Raw genomic sequence first — 17,692 nt, forward strand, 5'->3', positions numbered from 1 at the left:
TGTTTCGTTGTCGTGGCTCGAGCACGTCGTTGCTCAAGACGCCTTCGCCTCGGTCGGCACGCCGATCAGGCGTGCATAGGCGGCCAGATAGTCGCCGGCCATTCTTCGAGCGGAAAAACGCTTTTCAAAAACGGCCCTCACCTTGCGCCTGTCGAGTTGCAGCAAATCAGGCACCGCGGCGACCGCGCCATCCAGCGTGTCAGCGATGAAACCGGTCACGCCTTGATCGATGATCTCGGGCAGCGCACCGCAATTCCAGGCGATCACCGGCGTACCGCAGGCCATGGCCTCAATGGCGGCGAGCCCGAACGGCTCCGGCCAGTCGATCGGGAACAGCAGGCCGGCCGCCTTGCCGAGAAATTCCGCCTTCTGGTCCTCCTCGATCTCGCCGACATAGACGATGCGATCGCCGTCGATCAACGGTTCGACCACCTCGTGGAAATAGGCGCGGTCGTCGTCGCCGATCTTTGCCGCAAGCTTCAGCTTGAGCCCCGACCGCAAGGCGATCTCGATGGCACGATCCGGGCGCTTGTCGCGTGAGAACCGGCCGAGGAAGGCAAGGTAGGGTTCTTCCGCCGTCGTCTCGCAAGTCGGTTCGTAGAGGGTGGTCGGCAATCCATGATGGATCGTCGCCAGCCAATTGGCCTTGGCAAGGCCCGCCTTCTGGCTGTGCGAAATGGAAATCAGGGGAAAACGCGGGAACCGTTCATAGGCCGGCGCCAGGTCCACATAATCCAGCCTGCCATGCGGCGTCGTCACCGTGCGGTCGGCGAGATCCTCGAAGAAGGAAAAGTGCAGGAAATGGCTGAGGTGAAAGTGGATGACATCGAACTCCGACGCCCGGTCCCTCACCTGCGCAAGCATCGAAATATGCGCCGCGATCTCGGATTTGAGCGGACGCGGATCGAGGCGCAGCGCGCGCTCCCGGCTGGGTACCAGCGTCGCGGAAGTCTGGCTGTCGCCACTGGCGAACAGCGTCACCTCATGGCCCAGATCGACCAGCGCTTCGGTCAGATACGAGACGATGCGCTCGGTGCCGCCATAGAGCCTTGGCGGCACCGATTCATAAAGCGGCGCGACATGGGCGATTTTCATATTCCATCCTGGATGCTGGGCATGCAGGTGTGAAATGCGTCAACGGCTCGATTGGTTCCGATTTTATGATCGAGCCGTCGGCACCAGAGGCCGCAGTCGGCATGCAACTGTGCGTCAAACGGATTGTGCGATCAGGGTCAGAAAGCCACCGCTCAGGGCGACATTGCCGACGAAGCCATTGATGCGGGACGCACGGTCCGGACCCTGATGGTCCCAGAAATTGTGGAACATCGGCGTGGCAACGATCAGGAACACCAGCAGCACCGCGGCCGCGAGTGCCGTCCACAATCCTGCGATGACCAGCGCGCCGGCGGCGATCTGAAGCACGATGCCGAGCCACAGCGCCAATCTCGCCTGCGGCACGCCGCGCGCGGCCATCAGCTGGGCCAGGAAGGCCGCGTTCTGGATGTTGCGCAGGCCGGCGAAGACGAAGGCGCCGCCGAGCAACAGGCGAGCGAGAAACAACAAGGTCGAAGGCAAATCGGCAGGCATCAAACGCTCCCTTGGAAAGTGGAGCGCCGCCTTTCGACGGCGCTCCCAACATAACTGGACAATCAGGCGGCCTTGGCCGCCGGCATCGGGTGAATGGCCTGGAACGGAATGCACAGCCGGTTCCAGGTGTTGATCATGCCGAGCGCAACGGACAGCTTGACCAATTCCTCTTCCGAGAAATGCTCGAGCGTCTTTGCATAGAGCTCGTCCGGCACGCCATTGTTGGCGATCAGGGTGACGGCCTCGGTCCAGGCCAAGGCGGCGCGTTCGCGCAGGGAAAACAGCGGCGATTCCTTCCAGGCTGAAACCAGGTAGAGCCGCTGCTCGGTCTCGCCGTCGCGCCTCGCCTCGCGGCTGTGCATCTCCACGCAGAACGAGCAGCCATTGATCTGCGACGCTCTGAGCTTGATCAGGTGCAGCAGGCTCACCTCGAGCCCGCATTCGTCCACCGCCTTGTTGAGCGCCGAAACCGCTTTCATGATCTCCGGCGCCTTGGCGAAAAATTGCAGCCTCTGTTTCATCTTCTTGTCCTTTCAAATCTGCTTGGGTTTGGGTCTGCGGGGTTAACTGGATTTCTGCGGCCGCTGGTGGCGCTCGACGAAGGCGCAGCTCGCGGCAAGCGACCTGGGATCGCCTTCTGCCGCATAGGTGGCCACGATATCGGACAGCTTGGTCTCGGCGAGCGCGGCGCGATAGGCGCGCTCGGCCTTCAGCATCGCCGCGTTGATGCCGCAGGGTTTGACATAGGCTGAAGCATCGAGCTTCACCGGACCGCGCTGGCGGATCTCGCCGCAACGGAAGGCCGGCTCGCGGCCCTCGACGGCCAGCACGATGTCGAGCAGCGTGATGCGCTCGGCCGGCCGCGCCAGCCGATAGCCACCGGCAGGCCCGGGCACCGATTCCAGGATGCGCGCGGCGCTCAGCATGTTGAGATGCTTCAGCAGATAGCTAGGCGACAGGCCAAAGGCCTCGGCGAGAGCAGCGCCAGGCATGGTGCTGTTCCCCTCCACACTCGCCAGCGTGGCAGCGCAATGGATGGCTGCCTCAACGCCCTCGCCCAGCTTCATTGGATCGGCTCCTTTATCATGGATACAAAGTATCGTGGATAATTCTTATCTGCAATAGGAAAATGCAGAGTCGTCCGCTTTCGAAAAAGGAATACGTTGGTGATTGGCGAAATCGGCGATGACAGCGTCTTTCTCCCCGTCACTATACGGGGAGAAGAGAAGCTGCTGCGCCCTCGGCGCTCTTCTCGTGACGTGTCCCTATTCCCCAGCCACCTTGGCCATCGGATTGTTCGGGTGCGTCGTCCAGTTGGCATAGACCGGCGATACCGGCCTCCCAGTGCGCTGGTCCATCACGCCGGCTGCCAGCGGCTCCATGGTGATGCAGTTCTCGACCGGGCAGACATTGACGCAGAGATTACAGCCGACGCATTCGGCCTCGATCACCTCGAAGTGCCTGACGCCGTCGACCATGCTGGTGATCGCCTGGTGCGAAGTGTCCTCGCAGGCGATGTGGCAGCGGCCGCATTTGATGCAGGCATCCTGGTCGATACGCGCCTTGGCGACGTAGTTCAGGTTGAGATACTGCCAATCGGTCACATTGGGCGTGGCGCGGCCGACGATGTCGTTGAGCGAGGCGTGCCCCTTCTCGTCCATCCAGTTTTCGAGGCCCGCGATCATTTCCTGCACGATCTTGAAGCCATAGGTCATCGCCGCCGTGCACACCTGCACATTGCCGGCGCCGAGCGCCATGAATTCGGCCGCGTCACGCCAGGTGGTGATGCCGCCGATGCCGGAGATCGGCAGGCCGCGGGTTTCGGGATCGCGCGCGATCTCGGCCACCATGTTCATGGCGATCGGCTTCACCGCCGGGCCGCAATAGCCGCCATGCGAGCCCTTGCCGTCGATTGTCGGCTGCGGCGCGAAGCTGTCGAGGTCGACACCGGTGATTGAATTGATGGTGTTGATCAGCGACACCGCGTCGGTGCCGCCGGCATGTGCCGCCCGTGCGGGCTTGCGCACATCGGTGATGTTGGGCGTCAGCTTGGTGATGACGGGCATGCGGGTGTTCTGCTTGCACCAGCGCACCACCATTTCGATATATTCCGGCACCTGGCCGACAGCGGCACCCATGCCGCGTTCCGACATGCCGTGCGGGCAACCGAAATTGAGCTCGATACCGTCGGCCTCGGTCTCCTCGACCACCGGCAGGATCGCCTTCCAGGCCTCCTCGACGCAAGGCACCATCAGCGAGACGACGATGGCGCGGTCGGGCCAGTCCTTCTTGACCTGCTTGATCTCGCCCAAATTGACCTGCAGGTCGCGGTCGGTGATCAGCTCGATGTTGTTGAGGCCGAGCAGGCGGCGGTCGGCGCCCCAGATCGCGCCATAGCGCGGGCCGTTGACGTTGACCACCGGCGGGCCTTCCTCGCCGAGCGTCTTCCACACCACGCCGCCCCAGCCGGCCTTGAAGGCGCGGATGACGTTGTAGGCCTTGTCGGTCGGCGGCGCCGAGGCAAGCCAGAACGGATTGGGCGACTTGATGCCGACGAAATTGTTTCTGATATCTGCCATGCTCATGCCCTCCCGTTCGAGGTCAGTGCCCGGTTGATGCTCTCCGCAGCGTCGCGCCCCTGCGCGACCGCCGAGACGGTGAGGTCGTCGCCACCGAAGATGCAGTCGCCGCCGGCCCAGACCCTGGCAAGCGACGTGCGCCCTTCCGCATCCACCTTGATGCGGCCGGCTTCGAGATCGATCGACGCACCGCTGCCGTTGAGGGCTGCCGGCACAAAACTCTGTCCGATCGCCTTGAACACCTGGTCGGCAACGAGCGTCAGGGTCTCGCCGGTGCCGGCAAGCCTGTCGCCGTTCATGGCGGTGTATTCGAGTTCGATGCCCGACACTTTGCCGCCCTCGGCGATCACCCGCTTCGGCTGCAGCCAGTGGCGGATGGTGACGCCATTGGCGGCGGCCAGATCCTGCTCGAACTCGGACGCATTCATGTGCTCCTGGCCGCGCCGGTAGCAGATCGTCACCTCCTCGGCGCCGAGCAATTTCGACTGCACGGCCGCGTCGATCGCCGTCATGCCGCCACCGATGACGACGACGCGGCGGCCAACCGGCAGGCCGGAAAGGTCGCTGGCCTGGCGCAGTTCGGCAATGAACTCGACCGCGTTGATGACGCCGTCGGCGTCCTCGCCATCGGCACGCAGCGCATTGACGCCGCCAAGGCCCATGCCGAGAAACACCGCATCGTAATTGCGGATCAGATCCGACAGCTGATAGTCGCGGCCGAGGGCCTTGCCGTTCTGGATGTCGATGCCGCCGATCGCGGTCACATAATCGACTTCGGCCTGGGCGAAATCGTCGACACTCTTGTAGGCGGCGATGCCGTATTCGTTGAGGCCACCGGCCTTCGCGCGCGCCTCCAGAATGGTCACGTCATGGCCGTGGCGGGCGAGCCGGTGCGCGGCGGCAAGGCCGGCCGGCCCGGCGCCGACCACGGCGACAGTCTTGCCGGTCGGCTCGGCGCGCGGATAAAACTGCTTGTTCTCGCTCATGGCGACATCGGTGGCATAGCGCTGCAGGCGGCCGATCTGCACCGGCTTGCCTTCCGCCACTTCGCGCACGCAGACTTCCTCGCACAGCGTTTCGGTCGGGCAGACGCGGGCGCACATGCCGCCCAATATGTTCTGGTCGAAGATGGTCTTGGCCGAACCGATCGGATTGCCGGTCGAGATCTGGCGGATGAACAGCGGAATGTCGATCGAGGTCGGGCATGCATTCATGCACGGCGCGTCGTAGCAGAAATAGCAGCGATCGGATTCGACCAGCGCCTCGTGGTGATCGAGCGGCGGATGCAGGTCGGAAAAATTATCCGCATACTGGTCGGCCGAGAGCCTGCCGCCCGCAATGCCTTCCCTGAATTGGCCTTCTGGCATCGTCAGTTCCCCATGTTTTCTTTTGGGGAAGGCTAGCACGTTTTATTTTTTTATCAATTGGTCAATTTTCGGCGCAAGTCCCTGAAAAGGCTGGATAATAACATGATTTTTTTACTCATGTTATCGGAGGCCGAGGCTGCTTTTACAGTGCGAGCGAATGGCCGGGTTCAAGCTTACAGCCATGAATAGCCCTGACCTCGTCCGCGACCAGCTGCTGCAACCGCCACAGATTGCGGTCATGGATGCCGAACGCCTCGAGGTGACTGACCGTGTTGTAGAGATATTCGGCGCCGGATCCGATATGCCCGCAGGCTCTGGCCAGCACGCTCGCCACTCTGTCCAACGGCTGGTTCAGCGACGTTCCCCTGCCCTTCACGCCGACCCAAAAACCGAGCGCGCGCAGCGTGCCTTGCGGCGTATGCACCGGCAGCCACCGGACCGTCTCGATGCTTTCGTGGTCGCTGATCTCGCGCCGCAGCAGCCTTTCGATCTGCGCCGGCTTCTCACCCTCAGGCAAGCGATAGATCACGCCGTTGCAGCGCCCGCCCCGTTCGAGCGCCATCATCAACCCAGGCTGCTCGGCGCTGCCGCGCCACCGCACCATGTCGAGGCAGAAAGAGCGGTGCCAGCCAAAGGCCGTGGCGAGCTGTTGCTCCACCGACTCGAATTCCGGCTTCCAGATCAGCGACCCATAGGCGAACACCCATAGTGGTCCCTCATCGGCTTCATTGGACAGCCGCAAGGCAAGGGTTCGAAAGTCCTCGTCGTTCATGTCTGTCCAGCTCGGGTCCGGGCCGGGATCGGCCTCCTCCCGATGGCACAGAGCGACAAGCTCGGGCGTGAGCGACATCAAGCGCATGAACGACAACCCTTCATAGCCGTAGAGAAATCGAAAACCGCTGGGTGCGCAACCAGGGAACGCTTGGCACACACACCCATTGTTTTCCGGGCGGTGTCGGATTCCCGTCGTGAGGATCGTCCTATGATGGACGACGATCACGTATGAAAGGTGAGGAGACCGAAATGCCAAAAGCCCCGATGCCCTTCTTCTGGTACGAATTGATGACATCAGATCTCGATGCCGCCGAGGCATTCTACACCCAAGTCATCGGCTGGACGGCGCAGCCCTTCGACAAGGCGCCCGGCATGCCGCGCTATGTCGTCATGAATGTCGGCGAACGTGGCGTCGGCGGCCTGATGACCTTGCCCGAGGATGCCGCCAAGATGGGCATGCCGCCCGCCTGGCTCGGCTATATCCACACCAGGGATGTCGACGCTGCCACGGCATCGCTGGAGAAAGCCGGCGGCACCGTTCACCGCCAGCCCGACGACATTCCGGGCGTCGGCCGCTTTGCCGTCGTCGCCGATCCGCAAGGCGCGACCTTCATGTTCCTGCAGCCGAACGGTCCCGACCAGCCTGTCGTGCCGGCCGGCACGCCGGGCCACATCGGCTGGCACGAGCTTTATACGAGCGACTGGAAAGCCGCGTTCGATTTCTATTCCGAGCAGTTCGGCTGGGTCGACGCCGGCGATTTCGACATGGGCCCGATGGGCACTTACCAGACCTTTACAGCCGGCCCCGAATCCGGCGGCGGCATCATGAACAAGCCCGAGCAGATTCCGGTCCCGGTCTGGCAGTTCTATTTCAATGTTGCGGCCATCGATGCGGCGGCCAAACGGGTGACCGACAATGGCGGCAAGATCCTGATGGGGCCGATGGAGGTCCCGGGCGGCAGCTGGATCGTCCAATGCCAGGACCCGCAGGGCGCGCATTTCGCCTTGATGGCGCCGGTCCGCTGACCGCGATCGAACATCGCTGAAACAAAGCGCCGGCTTCCATCGAACCACCGATGAAGGCCTCTACCCCTGCCTGGCGCCGTCTCATTCCGGCGCCAGCACCGCGACCTTCAGCTCTGCTTTTTTCGCACCGCTGAACTGAACGGTGGCCGGGCCAGGCGCAAGCTTGAAGCGCACGCTCTTGCGGATGCCAGGGCATGTTTTCACGCCACTATAGCCCGCCGACTTGATGGCCTGGCCATCCTGAATGACATCTATCCAGGCCTCGCCCGAGAGACTTATCTGGATGGCTCCCTCGGATGGCACTTCCACGCTGGTGACGGCCCCAAACGTGTCCGATGCCGGCGCACGTTCGGGCGCCACTGCAAAACCCGCTTTCTCTACCGGCACCAGCGCCAGGTCCGCAGCCGCACCAACCGCCAGCGCCGCTCCTGACGGCGTTGCCGGTGCTGCGGCAAACAGGGTCTGCTCCCGCGTCACCGGCCACTTGAACGCCTCACAGCCGGCGTCCTCGGCCATGGCGAAGCTGGTGCCTGCGAGTATCGCGAAAAGGCTGATGACGACTTTTTTCATGGCAAAGGCCCCCACACATTCAGGATTGTTGTACACGCATCAATACAACCATAGAGATACTAATGCAACCTTGGCGAGAAAAATTTAAATGGGAATTGGGAACATTCCAATCACCGATTGTTGACGGCAGGCCATGCGAAGTGAATGGTCATTCCTGGGCGATAATCTATGGCCGGGCGGATTGAAAATGGAGTCATTATGAAGCTTTTCGAAAGCCTCTCCAGATACCAGCCGCAGGCGCTCGGCGTGTTGCGCATCATGACCGCGCTGCAGTTCATCGAGCATGGCAGCCAGAAACTGTTCAACTTCCCCGTCAGCGCCGATCCCCACGCCCTTTCCGGGCTGACCATGACCGCCGGCATCCTCGAATTCGCCGGCGGCATCCTGCTGGCGCTCGGCCTGTTCACGCGGCCCGTAGCTTTCCTTCTGGCCGGCGAAATGGCGATCGCCTATTTCATGGCGCACATGCCGCGCGACTTCTTCCCGGTCAACAATGGCGGCGATTCGGCGATCTCTTTCTGCTTCATCTTCCTCTATCTGGTGTTTGCCGGCGCCGGCGCCTTCGCGCTGGACAACCGCCGCAGCGCCTGACGCCCAGAAGAAGGGGCGTGACTAGTGCATGTCGCCCAAAGTGCCCAGCGGTTTTGGGACACGACATGCACAAACAGGAATCTGAAGCGCATCGGCGAAGCCGAAGCGCTTCAGGCACGCATCCGTTCGAAATTGGCGTCGAAAAGCGGCACCGCCTGAATGCGCGCCGCATGACGCTTGCCCAGCAGCTCGATTTCGAAGCCGTCGCTCTCATCTGCGATCTCCTTCGGCACATAGCCGACGGCGACGGACTTCTTCGAATGATGTGCATAGCCGCCCGACGTCACCCAACCGCGCACGGCGCCATCGAACCAGATCGGCTCGTCGCCAATGACATCGGCATCGTCGGCATCGACGATAAAGGCGCGCAGGCGCAATTTGCCGCCCTGCCTGCGCTCGGCCAGCGCCGCGGCCTTGCCGATGAAATCGGCGTCCTTGCCGTAAGCAACAAAGCGGTCGAGCCCCGCTTCCAGCGGCCCGTAGATCGGCCGGTACTCGCGCCCCCATGAGCCGTAATTCTTGTCCAGCCGCAGCGCATTGAGCGCGCGCGAGCCGAAGAGGCCGATGCCGAATTCCTCGCCCGTCGCCATCAGCGCTTGATAGGCGGCGCGCTGGTATTCCGGCGCCACCCAGATTTCGTAGCCGAGATCGCCGGTATAGCTCACACGGCCGACCAGGCACGGCGCCATGCCGATATCCATCCGGCCAATGGCCATGAAGGAAAATGCCGCGTTGGAGACATCCGAGCGCGTGGCCTTTGCCAGCACATCCCGCGCCTTCGGGCCGGCGATCGACAGACCGGTGAGCCTCGCGCCCAGCGCTTCGATGCGGACCGATCCATCGTCAGGCAGGTGCTTCTCGAACCAGCGCATGTGGTATTGCTCGGCGATGCCGGAGCCGGCGAGGAACCAGCCATCCTCCCCCAGATTGGCCAGCGTGAAGTCGCCGATGAGCCTGCCGTCCTGCTTCAGCATCGGCGCCAGCGTCATGCGGCCGGGTTTCGGCAGTTTGCAGGTAAGCATCCGGTCGAGCCAGGCGGCCGCTCCCTCACCCGTCACCTTGTATTTGGCGAAGCTCGAAATCTCGGACAGGCCGACACTGTCACGTACCGTCGCGACCTCCTTGGCGACCTGCGTGAAGTCGCTCGAGCGGCGCCACGAGAACTCGTCCTTGACGCCTTCCGGCGCGTACCACAGCGGCACTTCCAGCCCATAGGCAACGCCCCATTGCGCACCCCCAGCAGACAGCAGATCATAGATCGGCGTCGTCTTCAGCGGCCGCCCGGCGGGCAGCTCCTCATTGGGGAAGCGGATCGAAAAGCGCCTGGAATAATTCTCGCGCACCTTGGCGTTGGTGTAGGCCATCGTCGCCCAGTCGCCATAGCGCGCGACATCCATCGCCCAGATATCGGCGCCGGGATCGCCCTCGATCATCCAGTTCGACAAAGCAAGGCCGACGCCGCCGCCTTGCGAAAAACCGGCCATGACACCGCAGGCGACCCAGAAGCCCGGCAGGCCGCGCACCGGCCCGACCAGCGGGTTGCCGTCAGGGGCGAAAGTGAAGGGGCCGTTGATGATCTGCTTGATGCCGGTGTTCTGGAAGGCGGGGAAATGGCGGAAGCCGACTTCCAGAGACGGCGCGATGCGGTCGATGTCCGGCTCCAGCAATTCATGGCCGAAATTCCATGGCGTCTGGTATTCGGACCACGGCTTGTTGGCCTTCTCATAGGTGCCCATCAGCATGCCGCCGCGCTCCTGGCGCAGGTAAAGCTCGCCGTCGAAATCGACCGCGTGGATGATCTCGGTGCCGGTCTTGGCATTCCAGGCGGCGACCTCAGGCATGTCCTCGGTGATCAGGTACATGTGCTCCATGGCCAGCACCGGCAGTTCGAGACCAACCATGCGGCCGACCTCGCGCGCCCACAGGCCGCCGGCATTGACGACATGCTCGGCCACCACCTCGCCCTTGTTGGTGATGACGCGCCATAGCCCGTCGGGCCGGCGCACGATGTCCTCGACCTTGGTGAAGCGCTCCACTTCCGCCCCAAGTTTCCGCGCGGCCTTGGCATAGGCATGGGTAACGCCTGAGGGATCGAGATGGCCGTCCTCCTTGTTCCTGACGGCGCCGACGAACTGCTTGGGATCGAGCAGCGGCATCAGCTCGGCCGCTTCGTTGGGCGAGATCTCCTCGAGCTCGATGCCGAGATAACGGCCCTTGGCGACGACGCCGCGCAGCCAGTCCAGCCGCGCCTCGGTTGCCGCCAAAAGCACGCCACCGGTCAGATGCACGCCGGTCGCCTGGCCGGAAAGCTCCTCGATCTCCTTGTAGAGGTTGATCGTGTATTTCTGCAGCTTGGCGACGTTGGGGTCGCCATTGATGGTGTGCATGCCCCCGGCCGCGTGCCAGGTCGAGCCGGACGTCAATTCGTCGCGCTCCAGCAGGACAACATCGGTCCAGCCGTGGCGGGCGAGATGGAACAGCACGGAGCACCCGACGACGCCACCGCCAATGACCACGACCTTTGCATGCGATTTCATGAGTTTTGCTCTGTTATCAGTGAGTTGGATGGGTGAGTGGATTCAAGCTGGGAGGCATCACGGCTCGCCCTGCCCGATCGCTTCCTTGCGCCTGGCCATGTAAGCCTCCAGCGCCTCGCGCACGGCGATATCCATCACCGGCTCGACATAGTCTTCCAGCGCCTTCTTCCACAGCCGCGTCGCGCGCGCCGTCGCGTCGAGCCCGCCGGCTTCCTGCCAGGCCTCGTAATTCTGCCAGTTGGACAGCATCGGCTGGTAGAAGGCGGTGGCGTAGCGCTCCAGCGTGTGCGGCTCACCGAAGAAATGGCCGCCGGTCGGCACCGCGCCTAAAGCCTCGACGGCAAGCTCGGCCTCGTTGACCTCGATCGGGCGCAAGAACTCCATCATGTGCTGGATCATCTCGACATCGATGATGAGTTTTTCGAATGACGCCGTCAGCCCGCCCTCCTGCCAGCCGGCGGCGTGGTAGACGAGGTTGCCGTGGCCGAGCACCGCGCCCCACAGCGCCATCAGCGTCTCATAGGCGCCCTGCGCATCGGCGGCGTTGGAGGCCGAGCCCGGCGTCGTGCGGTAGGGCAGCCCGTAGCGCCGCGCCAGTTGCCCCGAAGCGATGTTGGCCTTGGTGTTCTCAGGCGTGCCGAAGGCCGGCGCGCCCGACTTCATGTCGACATTGGAGGTGAAGGCGCCATACATGACCGGCGCGCCCGGACGGACAAGCTGGGTCAGTACGACGCCGAACAGCGCCTCGGCATTCTGCTGCGCCAGCGCGCCGGCCAGCGTCACCGGGCTCATCGCCCCCATCAGCGTGAACGGCGTCACCGCCACCGACTGGCCGAACTCGGCCATGGTCATCAGGCCCTCGGCCATCATCTCGTCGAAGCGGCGCGGCGAGTTGACCGAGATGATCGTGGTGATGCCGGGATCGTCGCGCATCTGGTCGAGCGTCAGCCCGCGCGAAATCGCCATCATCTCGATGCCGTCAAGCGCCCTGCCCCGGCCGATAGCCGAGACATGGAAACTCTTGTCGGTCAGCGTCAGATTGGTGAAGTAGGTGTCGAGATGGCGGGAGTTTGCCGGCAGCTCCACCGGTGCGCAGACCTGGTTGCCGAGCATGTGGATGCAGTTGAAATGCTGCGCCAACCGGGTCAGATCCGAATAGTCGCGCAAATTGCCGGCACGGCGGCCGCGCTCCATATCGTGCACATTCGGCGGCCCGGCAACGAGCGTGAAATTGATGGTGTTGCCGCCCAGATGAACCGCGTTGGCCGGATTGCGCGGCGTCAACACATAGCTGGACTGCGTGGTCTTCAGCACGTCTTCGATCAGGCCGCGATCGATGCGGACATTCGCCGATGCATGATCGACCCTGGCGCCAGCCTTCTCGAACAGCGACAGCGCCCGCGGGCTCATCACCTCGATGCCGAAATTCTCCAATATGTGCATCGACGCCTGATGGATCTGCTCGATCTGGTCGGGCGACAGCATGGCCATTGGCGGATAGGGATTTGTCACCCGCCTGAGCGGCAGTTGCGGGATGGCCGACGGGCCCCTGTTGCTGGTGCGCTCGGCGCCGCGTTTGCGTCTTGGTTCGTTCATGCCCGGCATCAAAGCCCCGGCAAACCGGGCAAGCTGTCAGAAATACGCCGTTTGCGGGCGTGATTTTAGCCACGGCGGCATTTCTGTAATATCTATTTAGAGAAAGCGACGAAATACGTCGGATTACTGACACAAATTCCCTCACGCGACTGCCTGGGCGAAGCGTTAACGGACGCTGCAAGATTCCCTTTATGATTTCGGCCTATTGCTGCGCCAATGCGTAGTTCGAGTTTTAGTAAAATTGGTGCGGTTTGCGTGCTGCTGGCGCTTTCGGCCTGCGCCACGCCGCCCAGCCACATCAACAATGTCTGTGCCGTCTTCGACCAGAATGACGGCTGGTTCGACAACTGGCAGTCGGCCGCCGAGCGCGCCCAGCAGAAATACGGCATCCCCGTTCCCGTGCTGATGGCGACGGTCCGCAAGGAATCCGGTTTCAAGAGCAATGCAAGGCCGCCGCGCACCAAGCTGCTCGGTTTCATTCCTTGGAAGCATGTCTCGTCGGCCACCGGCTTTTCGCAGGCGCTGGACGGCACCTGGTCGCAATATCAGCGCGAGACCGGCAACTGGGCGGCCCGGCGGACGAAATTCGCCGACGCCGTCGACTTTGTCGGCTGGTATCATTCCAAAACGGCAGACACGTATGGCGTCGCCCGCAACGACACCTACAATCTCTATCTCGCCTATTATCTCGGCTGGACCGCCTATGGCCGCGGCAACCGGGGCGATGCAGGCGTCCAGGGCTATGCCCGGGCCACCGACAAGATGGCGCGGGACTATGCGCAGCAACTGAGCGAGTGCGGGAACTGAACTAATTCCGGGCATGAGCATTTCAACCACCCGCTGATGGACGGCATGCCTTGCCGACTAGCGGCAAACGCTCATCGCTTCGTCATCCACGGGCGGAGCAAGGAGCGCAGCGACGCAGCGCAGACCCGAGGAGCTGCTCCGCAGCCCAAGGGATCCATGCCGCGACTTCAAATCGCCGCCGCGGGCAGAAATTGTGCTCCGCTGCGCCCTCGGCTGAGGTCGCGGCATGGATCCCAGGGTCTCCGCGACGGAGCTTCGCTCCTGCTACGCCCTAGGATGACGAAGTTTGGGGAGGCTCCAGCCAATCCCGAATGCCAGCGATGGTCCACCGAGGGAAGACATCTTGCTGCCGACAGATCCCCAACCCTGCCAGATCCTCTGTTCCAGCGCGGCTAGTCGCGAAGCGCATTGACCGTTTCGAGATCGACCATCGGCCCGCCGGGCCGCGACGAAAGCAAGGGAATGCCGTTACGCTCACCGCCCGCCTGCGGCGGACGCAGCGAACGGCGAACCAGATCGGAAATGACTTCGCCCACACTGCGATCCTGCTGCCGCGCCATAGCTTTGGCGGCAAGAAGGACATCGTCATCGATTGCAAGTGTCGTTCTCACAATTCGCCCTCCCTCCAAGCATCAAACATCACGCATCACATGGCGCAGCATATGAAATTGCGTGATGCCGGTCAGTTCGGTTTCCTGGGCTTGCCCGGCTTTGGAGAACGGCCGGTTTCCGAAACCTCGTCGCGGACCTCGTGACGGCGGGCTTTCGAAACGGCTTCGGCCTCCTCGGCAGCCTGCCCCACCGCATCGGCTGCCGCGCTGCCCGTCTTGCCGCGCGGACGTTTGGGCGGCGTGCCGGCAAAACCGGGGCCATCGCCGTGCGGCGCGTCATCCGGCACGCCTTCGTGCGCGGCGTGTTCCTTGTCGAACTTGATCACCGGCTCCATCTTGGCCAGCACGTCGTCGGAGAGCCAGCACAGGCTCATATGGCCGTCGCCGAGATGCTTGACCGGCGGCACCTTGGTCTCGCACAGATTGTCAGGCACCAGCTTCTTGTAGCCGCAGCGGGTCTGGAACGGGCAGCCGGACGGCGGGTTCATCGCCGAGGGAATGTCGCCCTCCAGCACGATGTGCCGCTTGACCACGCTGGTGTCAGCGATCGGGATCGCCGACAGCAGTGCCTCGGTATAGGGATGGTAGGGCGGCGCGAAGATCTGGTCGGTCGTGCCTTGCTCGACAATATAGCCGAGATACATGACCACGACGCGGTCGGCGATGTAGCGCACGACCGACAGATCATGGCTGATGAACAGCATTGTCGTCTTGTTCTTGCGCTGGATGTCCATCAGCAGTTCGGTCACCGCCGCCTGCACCGAAACGTCGAGCGCCGACACCGGTTCGTCGGCCACCACCACCTTGGCGTCACCGGCAAAGGCGCGCGCCACGCCGATGCGCTGCTTTTGGCCGCCCGATAGCTGGCGCGGCTTGCGGGTTTCGAATGCCCGCGGCAGCTTCACCAGGTCGAGCAGTTCCAGCATGCGCTTGCGGCGATCGGCAACCGTCTTGCCGACGTTGAACTTCTCCAGCGTGCGGATGATCTGCGAACCGACCGAATGGCTGGGATTGAGCGTGTCGAACGGATTCTGGAACACCATCTGGATCGACGACACCGTGTCGACGCTCCGTTTCTCGATGCCGGTCGACTGGATTTCCGTGTTGCCCAGCGTCACCGTGCCGGCACTTGCCGTCTCCAGCCCGAGCAGCACCTTGGCCAGCGTCGACTTTCCGCAGCCGGATTCGCCGACGATGGCAACCGTCTCGGATTCGCGCGCCATGAACGAGATCGTCTCGTTGGCCTTGACGACGCGGCCCTCGCTTGAGCCGAACACCTCGTTGCCGCCGACCCTGTAGTATTTTCTGAGGTCCTCGATCTTGAGCACCGGCGCACCGGGCACGACGCGCTCATTGACCTTCTTGGCGCCGGGCGGCAGCGCCTCCCAATCGATCTCATTGAAGCGCACGCAGCGCGAGAAATGGCCTTCATGACCAGCGACCTCGATCATCGGGATTTCGGCGGCGTTGCAGACGCCCTCGACGAAATGGTGGCAGCGCGGGCCGAAATTGCAGCCCTTGGGCCGCTCGTGCGGCAGCGGCAGTTGGCCGGGAATCGAGATCAGCGGCCGTGAGTTCTTGTCGGCGCCCGGCAGCGGGATCGAGCGGAACAGCCCTTGCGTATAGGGATGGCGCATCCGGTCGAACACGTCCTTGATCTTGCCGGTCTCCACCGCCTCGCCCGAATACATCACAGTGATGCGGTCGCAGGTCTCGAGGATCAGGCCGAGATTGTGCGACACGAAAATCATCGACGTGCCGAACTTCTCGCCCAACCCCTTGACTAGGTCGACGATGCCGGCCTCCACCGTCACGTCGAGCGCCGTCGTCGGTTCGTCGAGCAAAAGCAGCGCCGGCTTCGACAGCAGCGCCATGGCGATGACGATACGCTGCTGCTGGCCGCCCGAAAGCTGGTGCGGATAGGAGCGCATCATGCGCTCGGGATCGGGCAGCTTGACCGAGCGCACCATTTCGATCGCGCGCTTATAGGCCTCTTCCTTCGACACCTTGTCGTGGATCAGCGGCACTTCCATCAACTGCTGCCCGACTTTCATTGCCGGGTTCAGGCTGGCCATCGGCTCCTGGTAGATCATCGCGATCTTGTTGCCGCGAATTGAGCGCAACTCCTCGTCGGAGAGCTCGCCCATGTCCTTGCCCTGGAACTTGATCTTGCCGCCGACGATCTTCCCGATGTTGGAGAGGTCGCGCATGATGCCGAGCGACACGGTCGACTTGCCGCAGCCGGATTCGCCGACGATGCCCATCGCCTCGCCCGGCATGACGGTGCAGGAGAAATCCATGACCGCCGGGATCTCGCCCTTGCGGGTGAAGAAGGAGATCGACAGGTTCTCGATCTCGATGATCGGCGCGTTGGCCGGCCCATTGGTTGGCGTGGCGGGATTTCGAACTGCCTCGTTCATGGGTCGCTCCAATCCTGGTTCTTCTAGGCCTGTTTCTCTCAGGCGCATCGGGTCGAAACCCGAGATCAGTCTTTCATCGATTGTTCGCGCAGCGAGTCGGCGAGCAGGTTCAAGCCCAGCACGAACGACATCAGTGCGATCGTCGGCGGCAACGCCGGGTGGATGAAGGAGCGCAGCAGGCGGCTGGCGTCCTTGATCGCGGTGCCCCAGTCCGGACTTTCCGGTGCCAGGCCAAGGCCGAAATAGCCGAGCGTGCCGAGCAGGATGGTGGTGTAGCCGATGCGCAGGCAGGCGTCGACGATCAGTGGCCCGCGCGCATTGGGCAGGATCTCCCACAACATGATGTACCAGGGTGATTCACCGCGCGTCTGCGCGGCCGCCACATAGTCACGCGTCTTGATGTCCATCACCAGGCCACGCACGATGCGGAACACGCCGGGGCTGGAGGCGAACACCACTGCCACGAAGATGTTGAGCTGGTTGGGATCGATATGCACGATCTTCAGCGGATCGGCGTCGAAGACCAGGCCGGCATAGATCCAGCCGCCGAGGATCAGGGTGATGCCGAGCAGGATGTAGAGTCGGTCGGGCCGGTTCTTGTAGCGGGTCCAGAACAGCACGCTGAAAAAGATGATCGGGAACAGGAAGAAGACGCCGGCCATGCCATAGGGGATCGGCGTGTCCATGATGCCCGGCGTCACCAAAAGGTAGAACAGCAGGATGACCGGGAAGGCCAGCACGAGGTTGGCCAGGAACGACAGTACGGTGTCGATCTTGCCGCCATAATAGCCGGCCGGCAGGCCGAGCGTGATGCCGACCATCAGCGCGAAGCCGGTTGCCGCAGGCGCGATGATCAACACGATCTGGCTGCCATAGACCATGCGCGAAAACACGTCGCGCGCCAGCTTGTCGCCGCCGAACAGATAGGTCAGCCCCGATTTCGGTTCGACGGCGCCCGGCAGCACATCCTTCATGATGGGAATCTGGGCCAGCGGGTCGAAGGGAGAAATGGTCGCGGCGAAGATCGCCGTGAACAGCCAGAACAGGCAGATGCCGACGCCGACGATGCCGACGCCGCTGTCGAACAGCTGGCCGTAGAGCGCCAGCTTCTTCTTGTAGGCGAAGCTCGCGCCCATGACGATGACGAGCGCGATCCAGACCGGCCAGAAGCGCGACAGCACTTCGAGAACGATGGTGAAGCCACTGATGTATTGAACCGGCATCCGC

16 protein-coding genes are annotated in these 17,692 nt (G+C 62.9%); 3 read left to right on the top strand and 13 right to left on the bottom strand.

Annotated features, from left to right (window positions below):
• Window positions 1–33: 33 nt before the first annotated feature.
• The 7 genes from AC0L3E_RS14245 to AC0L3E_RS14275 form a co-directional block, all read right to left on the bottom strand.
• Window positions 34–1,095, bottom strand: coding sequence for a glycosyltransferase family 4 protein (locus AC0L3E_RS14245; RefSeq protein ID WP_473604998.1), 1,062 nt, complete (start codon window positions 1,093–1,095; stop codon window positions 34–36).
• Window positions 1,096–1,209: 114 nt separating this feature from the next.
• Window positions 1,210–1,587 (bottom strand): DoxX family protein, encoded by a 378-nt coding sequence (locus AC0L3E_RS14250; protein ID WP_473604999.1) that lies wholly within the window; start codon window positions 1,585–1,587, stop codon window positions 1,210–1,212.
• Window positions 1,588–1,649: 62 nt separating this feature from the next.
• Window positions 1,650–2,108 carry a carboxymuconolactone decarboxylase family protein gene (locus AC0L3E_RS14255; RefSeq protein ID WP_473605000.1) on the bottom strand — a complete coding sequence of 153 codons (459 nt, stop codon included), beginning with the start codon at window positions 2,106–2,108 and terminating at the stop codon, window positions 1,650–1,652.
• Window positions 2,109–2,150: 42 nt separating this feature from the next.
• Window positions 2,151–2,654 carry an RrF2 family transcriptional regulator gene (locus AC0L3E_RS14260; protein WP_024501511.1) on the bottom strand — a complete coding sequence of 168 codons (504 nt, stop codon included), beginning with the start codon at window positions 2,652–2,654 and terminating at the stop codon, window positions 2,151–2,153.
• 198 nt (window positions 2,655–2,852) lie between these two features.
• Window positions 2,853–4,166 carry an NAD-dependent dihydropyrimidine dehydrogenase subunit PreA gene (gene preA, locus AC0L3E_RS14265; protein ID WP_473605001.1) on the bottom strand — a complete coding sequence of 438 codons (1,314 nt, stop codon included), beginning with the start codon at window positions 4,164–4,166 and terminating at the stop codon, window positions 2,853–2,855.
• 2 nt (window positions 4,167–4,168) lie between these two features.
• Window positions 4,169–5,533 carry an NAD(P)-dependent oxidoreductase gene (locus AC0L3E_RS14270; protein ID WP_127272618.1) on the bottom strand — a complete coding sequence of 455 codons (1,365 nt, stop codon included), beginning with the start codon at window positions 5,531–5,533 and terminating at the stop codon, window positions 4,169–4,171.
• A gap of 142 nt (window positions 5,534–5,675) precedes the next feature.
• Window positions 5,676–6,392, bottom strand: coding sequence for a gamma-glutamylcyclotransferase (locus AC0L3E_RS14275; protein ID WP_292336986.1), 717 nt, complete (start codon window positions 6,390–6,392; stop codon window positions 5,676–5,678).
• Window positions 6,393–6,556: 164 nt separating this feature from the next.
• Here AC0L3E_RS14275 and AC0L3E_RS14280 point away from each other — a divergent pair, with 164 nt between their 5' ends.
• The gene (locus AC0L3E_RS14280; protein ID WP_473605002.1) at window positions 6,557–7,333 is read left to right on the top strand and encodes a VOC family protein; all 777 of its coding nucleotides are present in this window, start codon (window positions 6,557–6,559) and stop codon (window positions 7,331–7,333) included.
• 81 nt (window positions 7,334–7,414) lie between these two features.
• On the opposite strand, the gene AC0L3E_RS14285 is transcribed toward AC0L3E_RS14280, so the two are convergent.
• On the bottom strand, window positions 7,415–7,903 hold the full coding sequence (locus tag AC0L3E_RS14285; protein WP_206631254.1) for a hypothetical protein: 489 nt from the start codon (window positions 7,901–7,903) through the stop codon (window positions 7,415–7,417).
• 198 nt (window positions 7,904–8,101) lie between these two features.
• Between AC0L3E_RS14285 and AC0L3E_RS14290 the strand changes: the two genes are divergently transcribed.
• A complete protein-coding gene (locus AC0L3E_RS14290) occupies window positions 8,102–8,494 on the top strand; it encodes a DoxX family protein (RefSeq protein ID WP_127270196.1) in 393 nt (130 codons plus the stop codon).
• Between the two features lie 110 nt (window positions 8,495–8,604).
• Here AC0L3E_RS14290 and AC0L3E_RS14295 read toward each other — a convergent pair whose 3' ends face one another.
• A complete protein-coding gene (locus tag AC0L3E_RS14295) occupies window positions 8,605–11,031 on the bottom strand; it encodes a GcvT family protein (protein ID WP_473605003.1) in 2,427 nt (808 codons plus the stop codon).
• Between the two features lie 57 nt (window positions 11,032–11,088).
• Entirely contained in the window at window positions 11,089–12,627 is a 1,539-nt protein-coding gene (locus AC0L3E_RS14300) for a trimethylamine methyltransferase family protein (protein WP_164898724.1), read from the bottom strand.
• Between the two features lie 216 nt (window positions 12,628–12,843).
• Between AC0L3E_RS14300 and AC0L3E_RS14305 the strand changes: the two genes are divergently transcribed.
• Window positions 12,844–13,434 carry a transglycosylase SLT domain-containing protein gene (locus AC0L3E_RS14305; RefSeq protein WP_023813211.1) on the top strand — a complete coding sequence of 197 codons (591 nt, stop codon included), beginning with the start codon at window positions 12,844–12,846 and terminating at the stop codon, window positions 13,432–13,434.
• 392 nt (window positions 13,435–13,826) lie between these two features.
• Here AC0L3E_RS14305 and AC0L3E_RS14310 read toward each other — a convergent pair whose 3' ends face one another.
• The 3 genes from AC0L3E_RS14310 to AC0L3E_RS14320 all read right to left on the bottom strand — a co-directional run bounded on the left by AC0L3E_RS14310 (window position 13,827) and on the right by AC0L3E_RS14320 (window position 17,688).
• Window positions 13,827–14,045, bottom strand: coding sequence for a CopG family transcriptional regulator (locus AC0L3E_RS14310; RefSeq protein WP_127270554.1), 219 nt, complete (start codon window positions 14,043–14,045; stop codon window positions 13,827–13,829).
• Between the two features lie 71 nt (window positions 14,046–14,116).
• Window positions 14,117–16,465 (bottom strand): dipeptide ABC transporter ATP-binding protein, encoded by a 2,349-nt coding sequence (locus AC0L3E_RS14315; RefSeq protein WP_473605004.1) that lies wholly within the window; start codon window positions 16,463–16,465, stop codon window positions 14,117–14,119.
• 65 nt (window positions 16,466–16,530) lie between these two features.
• Window positions 16,531–17,688, bottom strand: a complete 1,158-nt coding sequence (locus AC0L3E_RS14320) for an ABC transporter permease (protein WP_027035013.1) — start codon at window positions 17,686–17,688, stop codon at window positions 16,531–16,533.
• Between the last annotated feature and the right edge of the window lie 4 nt (window positions 17,689–17,692).

The sequence above is a fragment of the Mesorhizobium sp. WSM4822 genome, assembly GCF_055811155.1.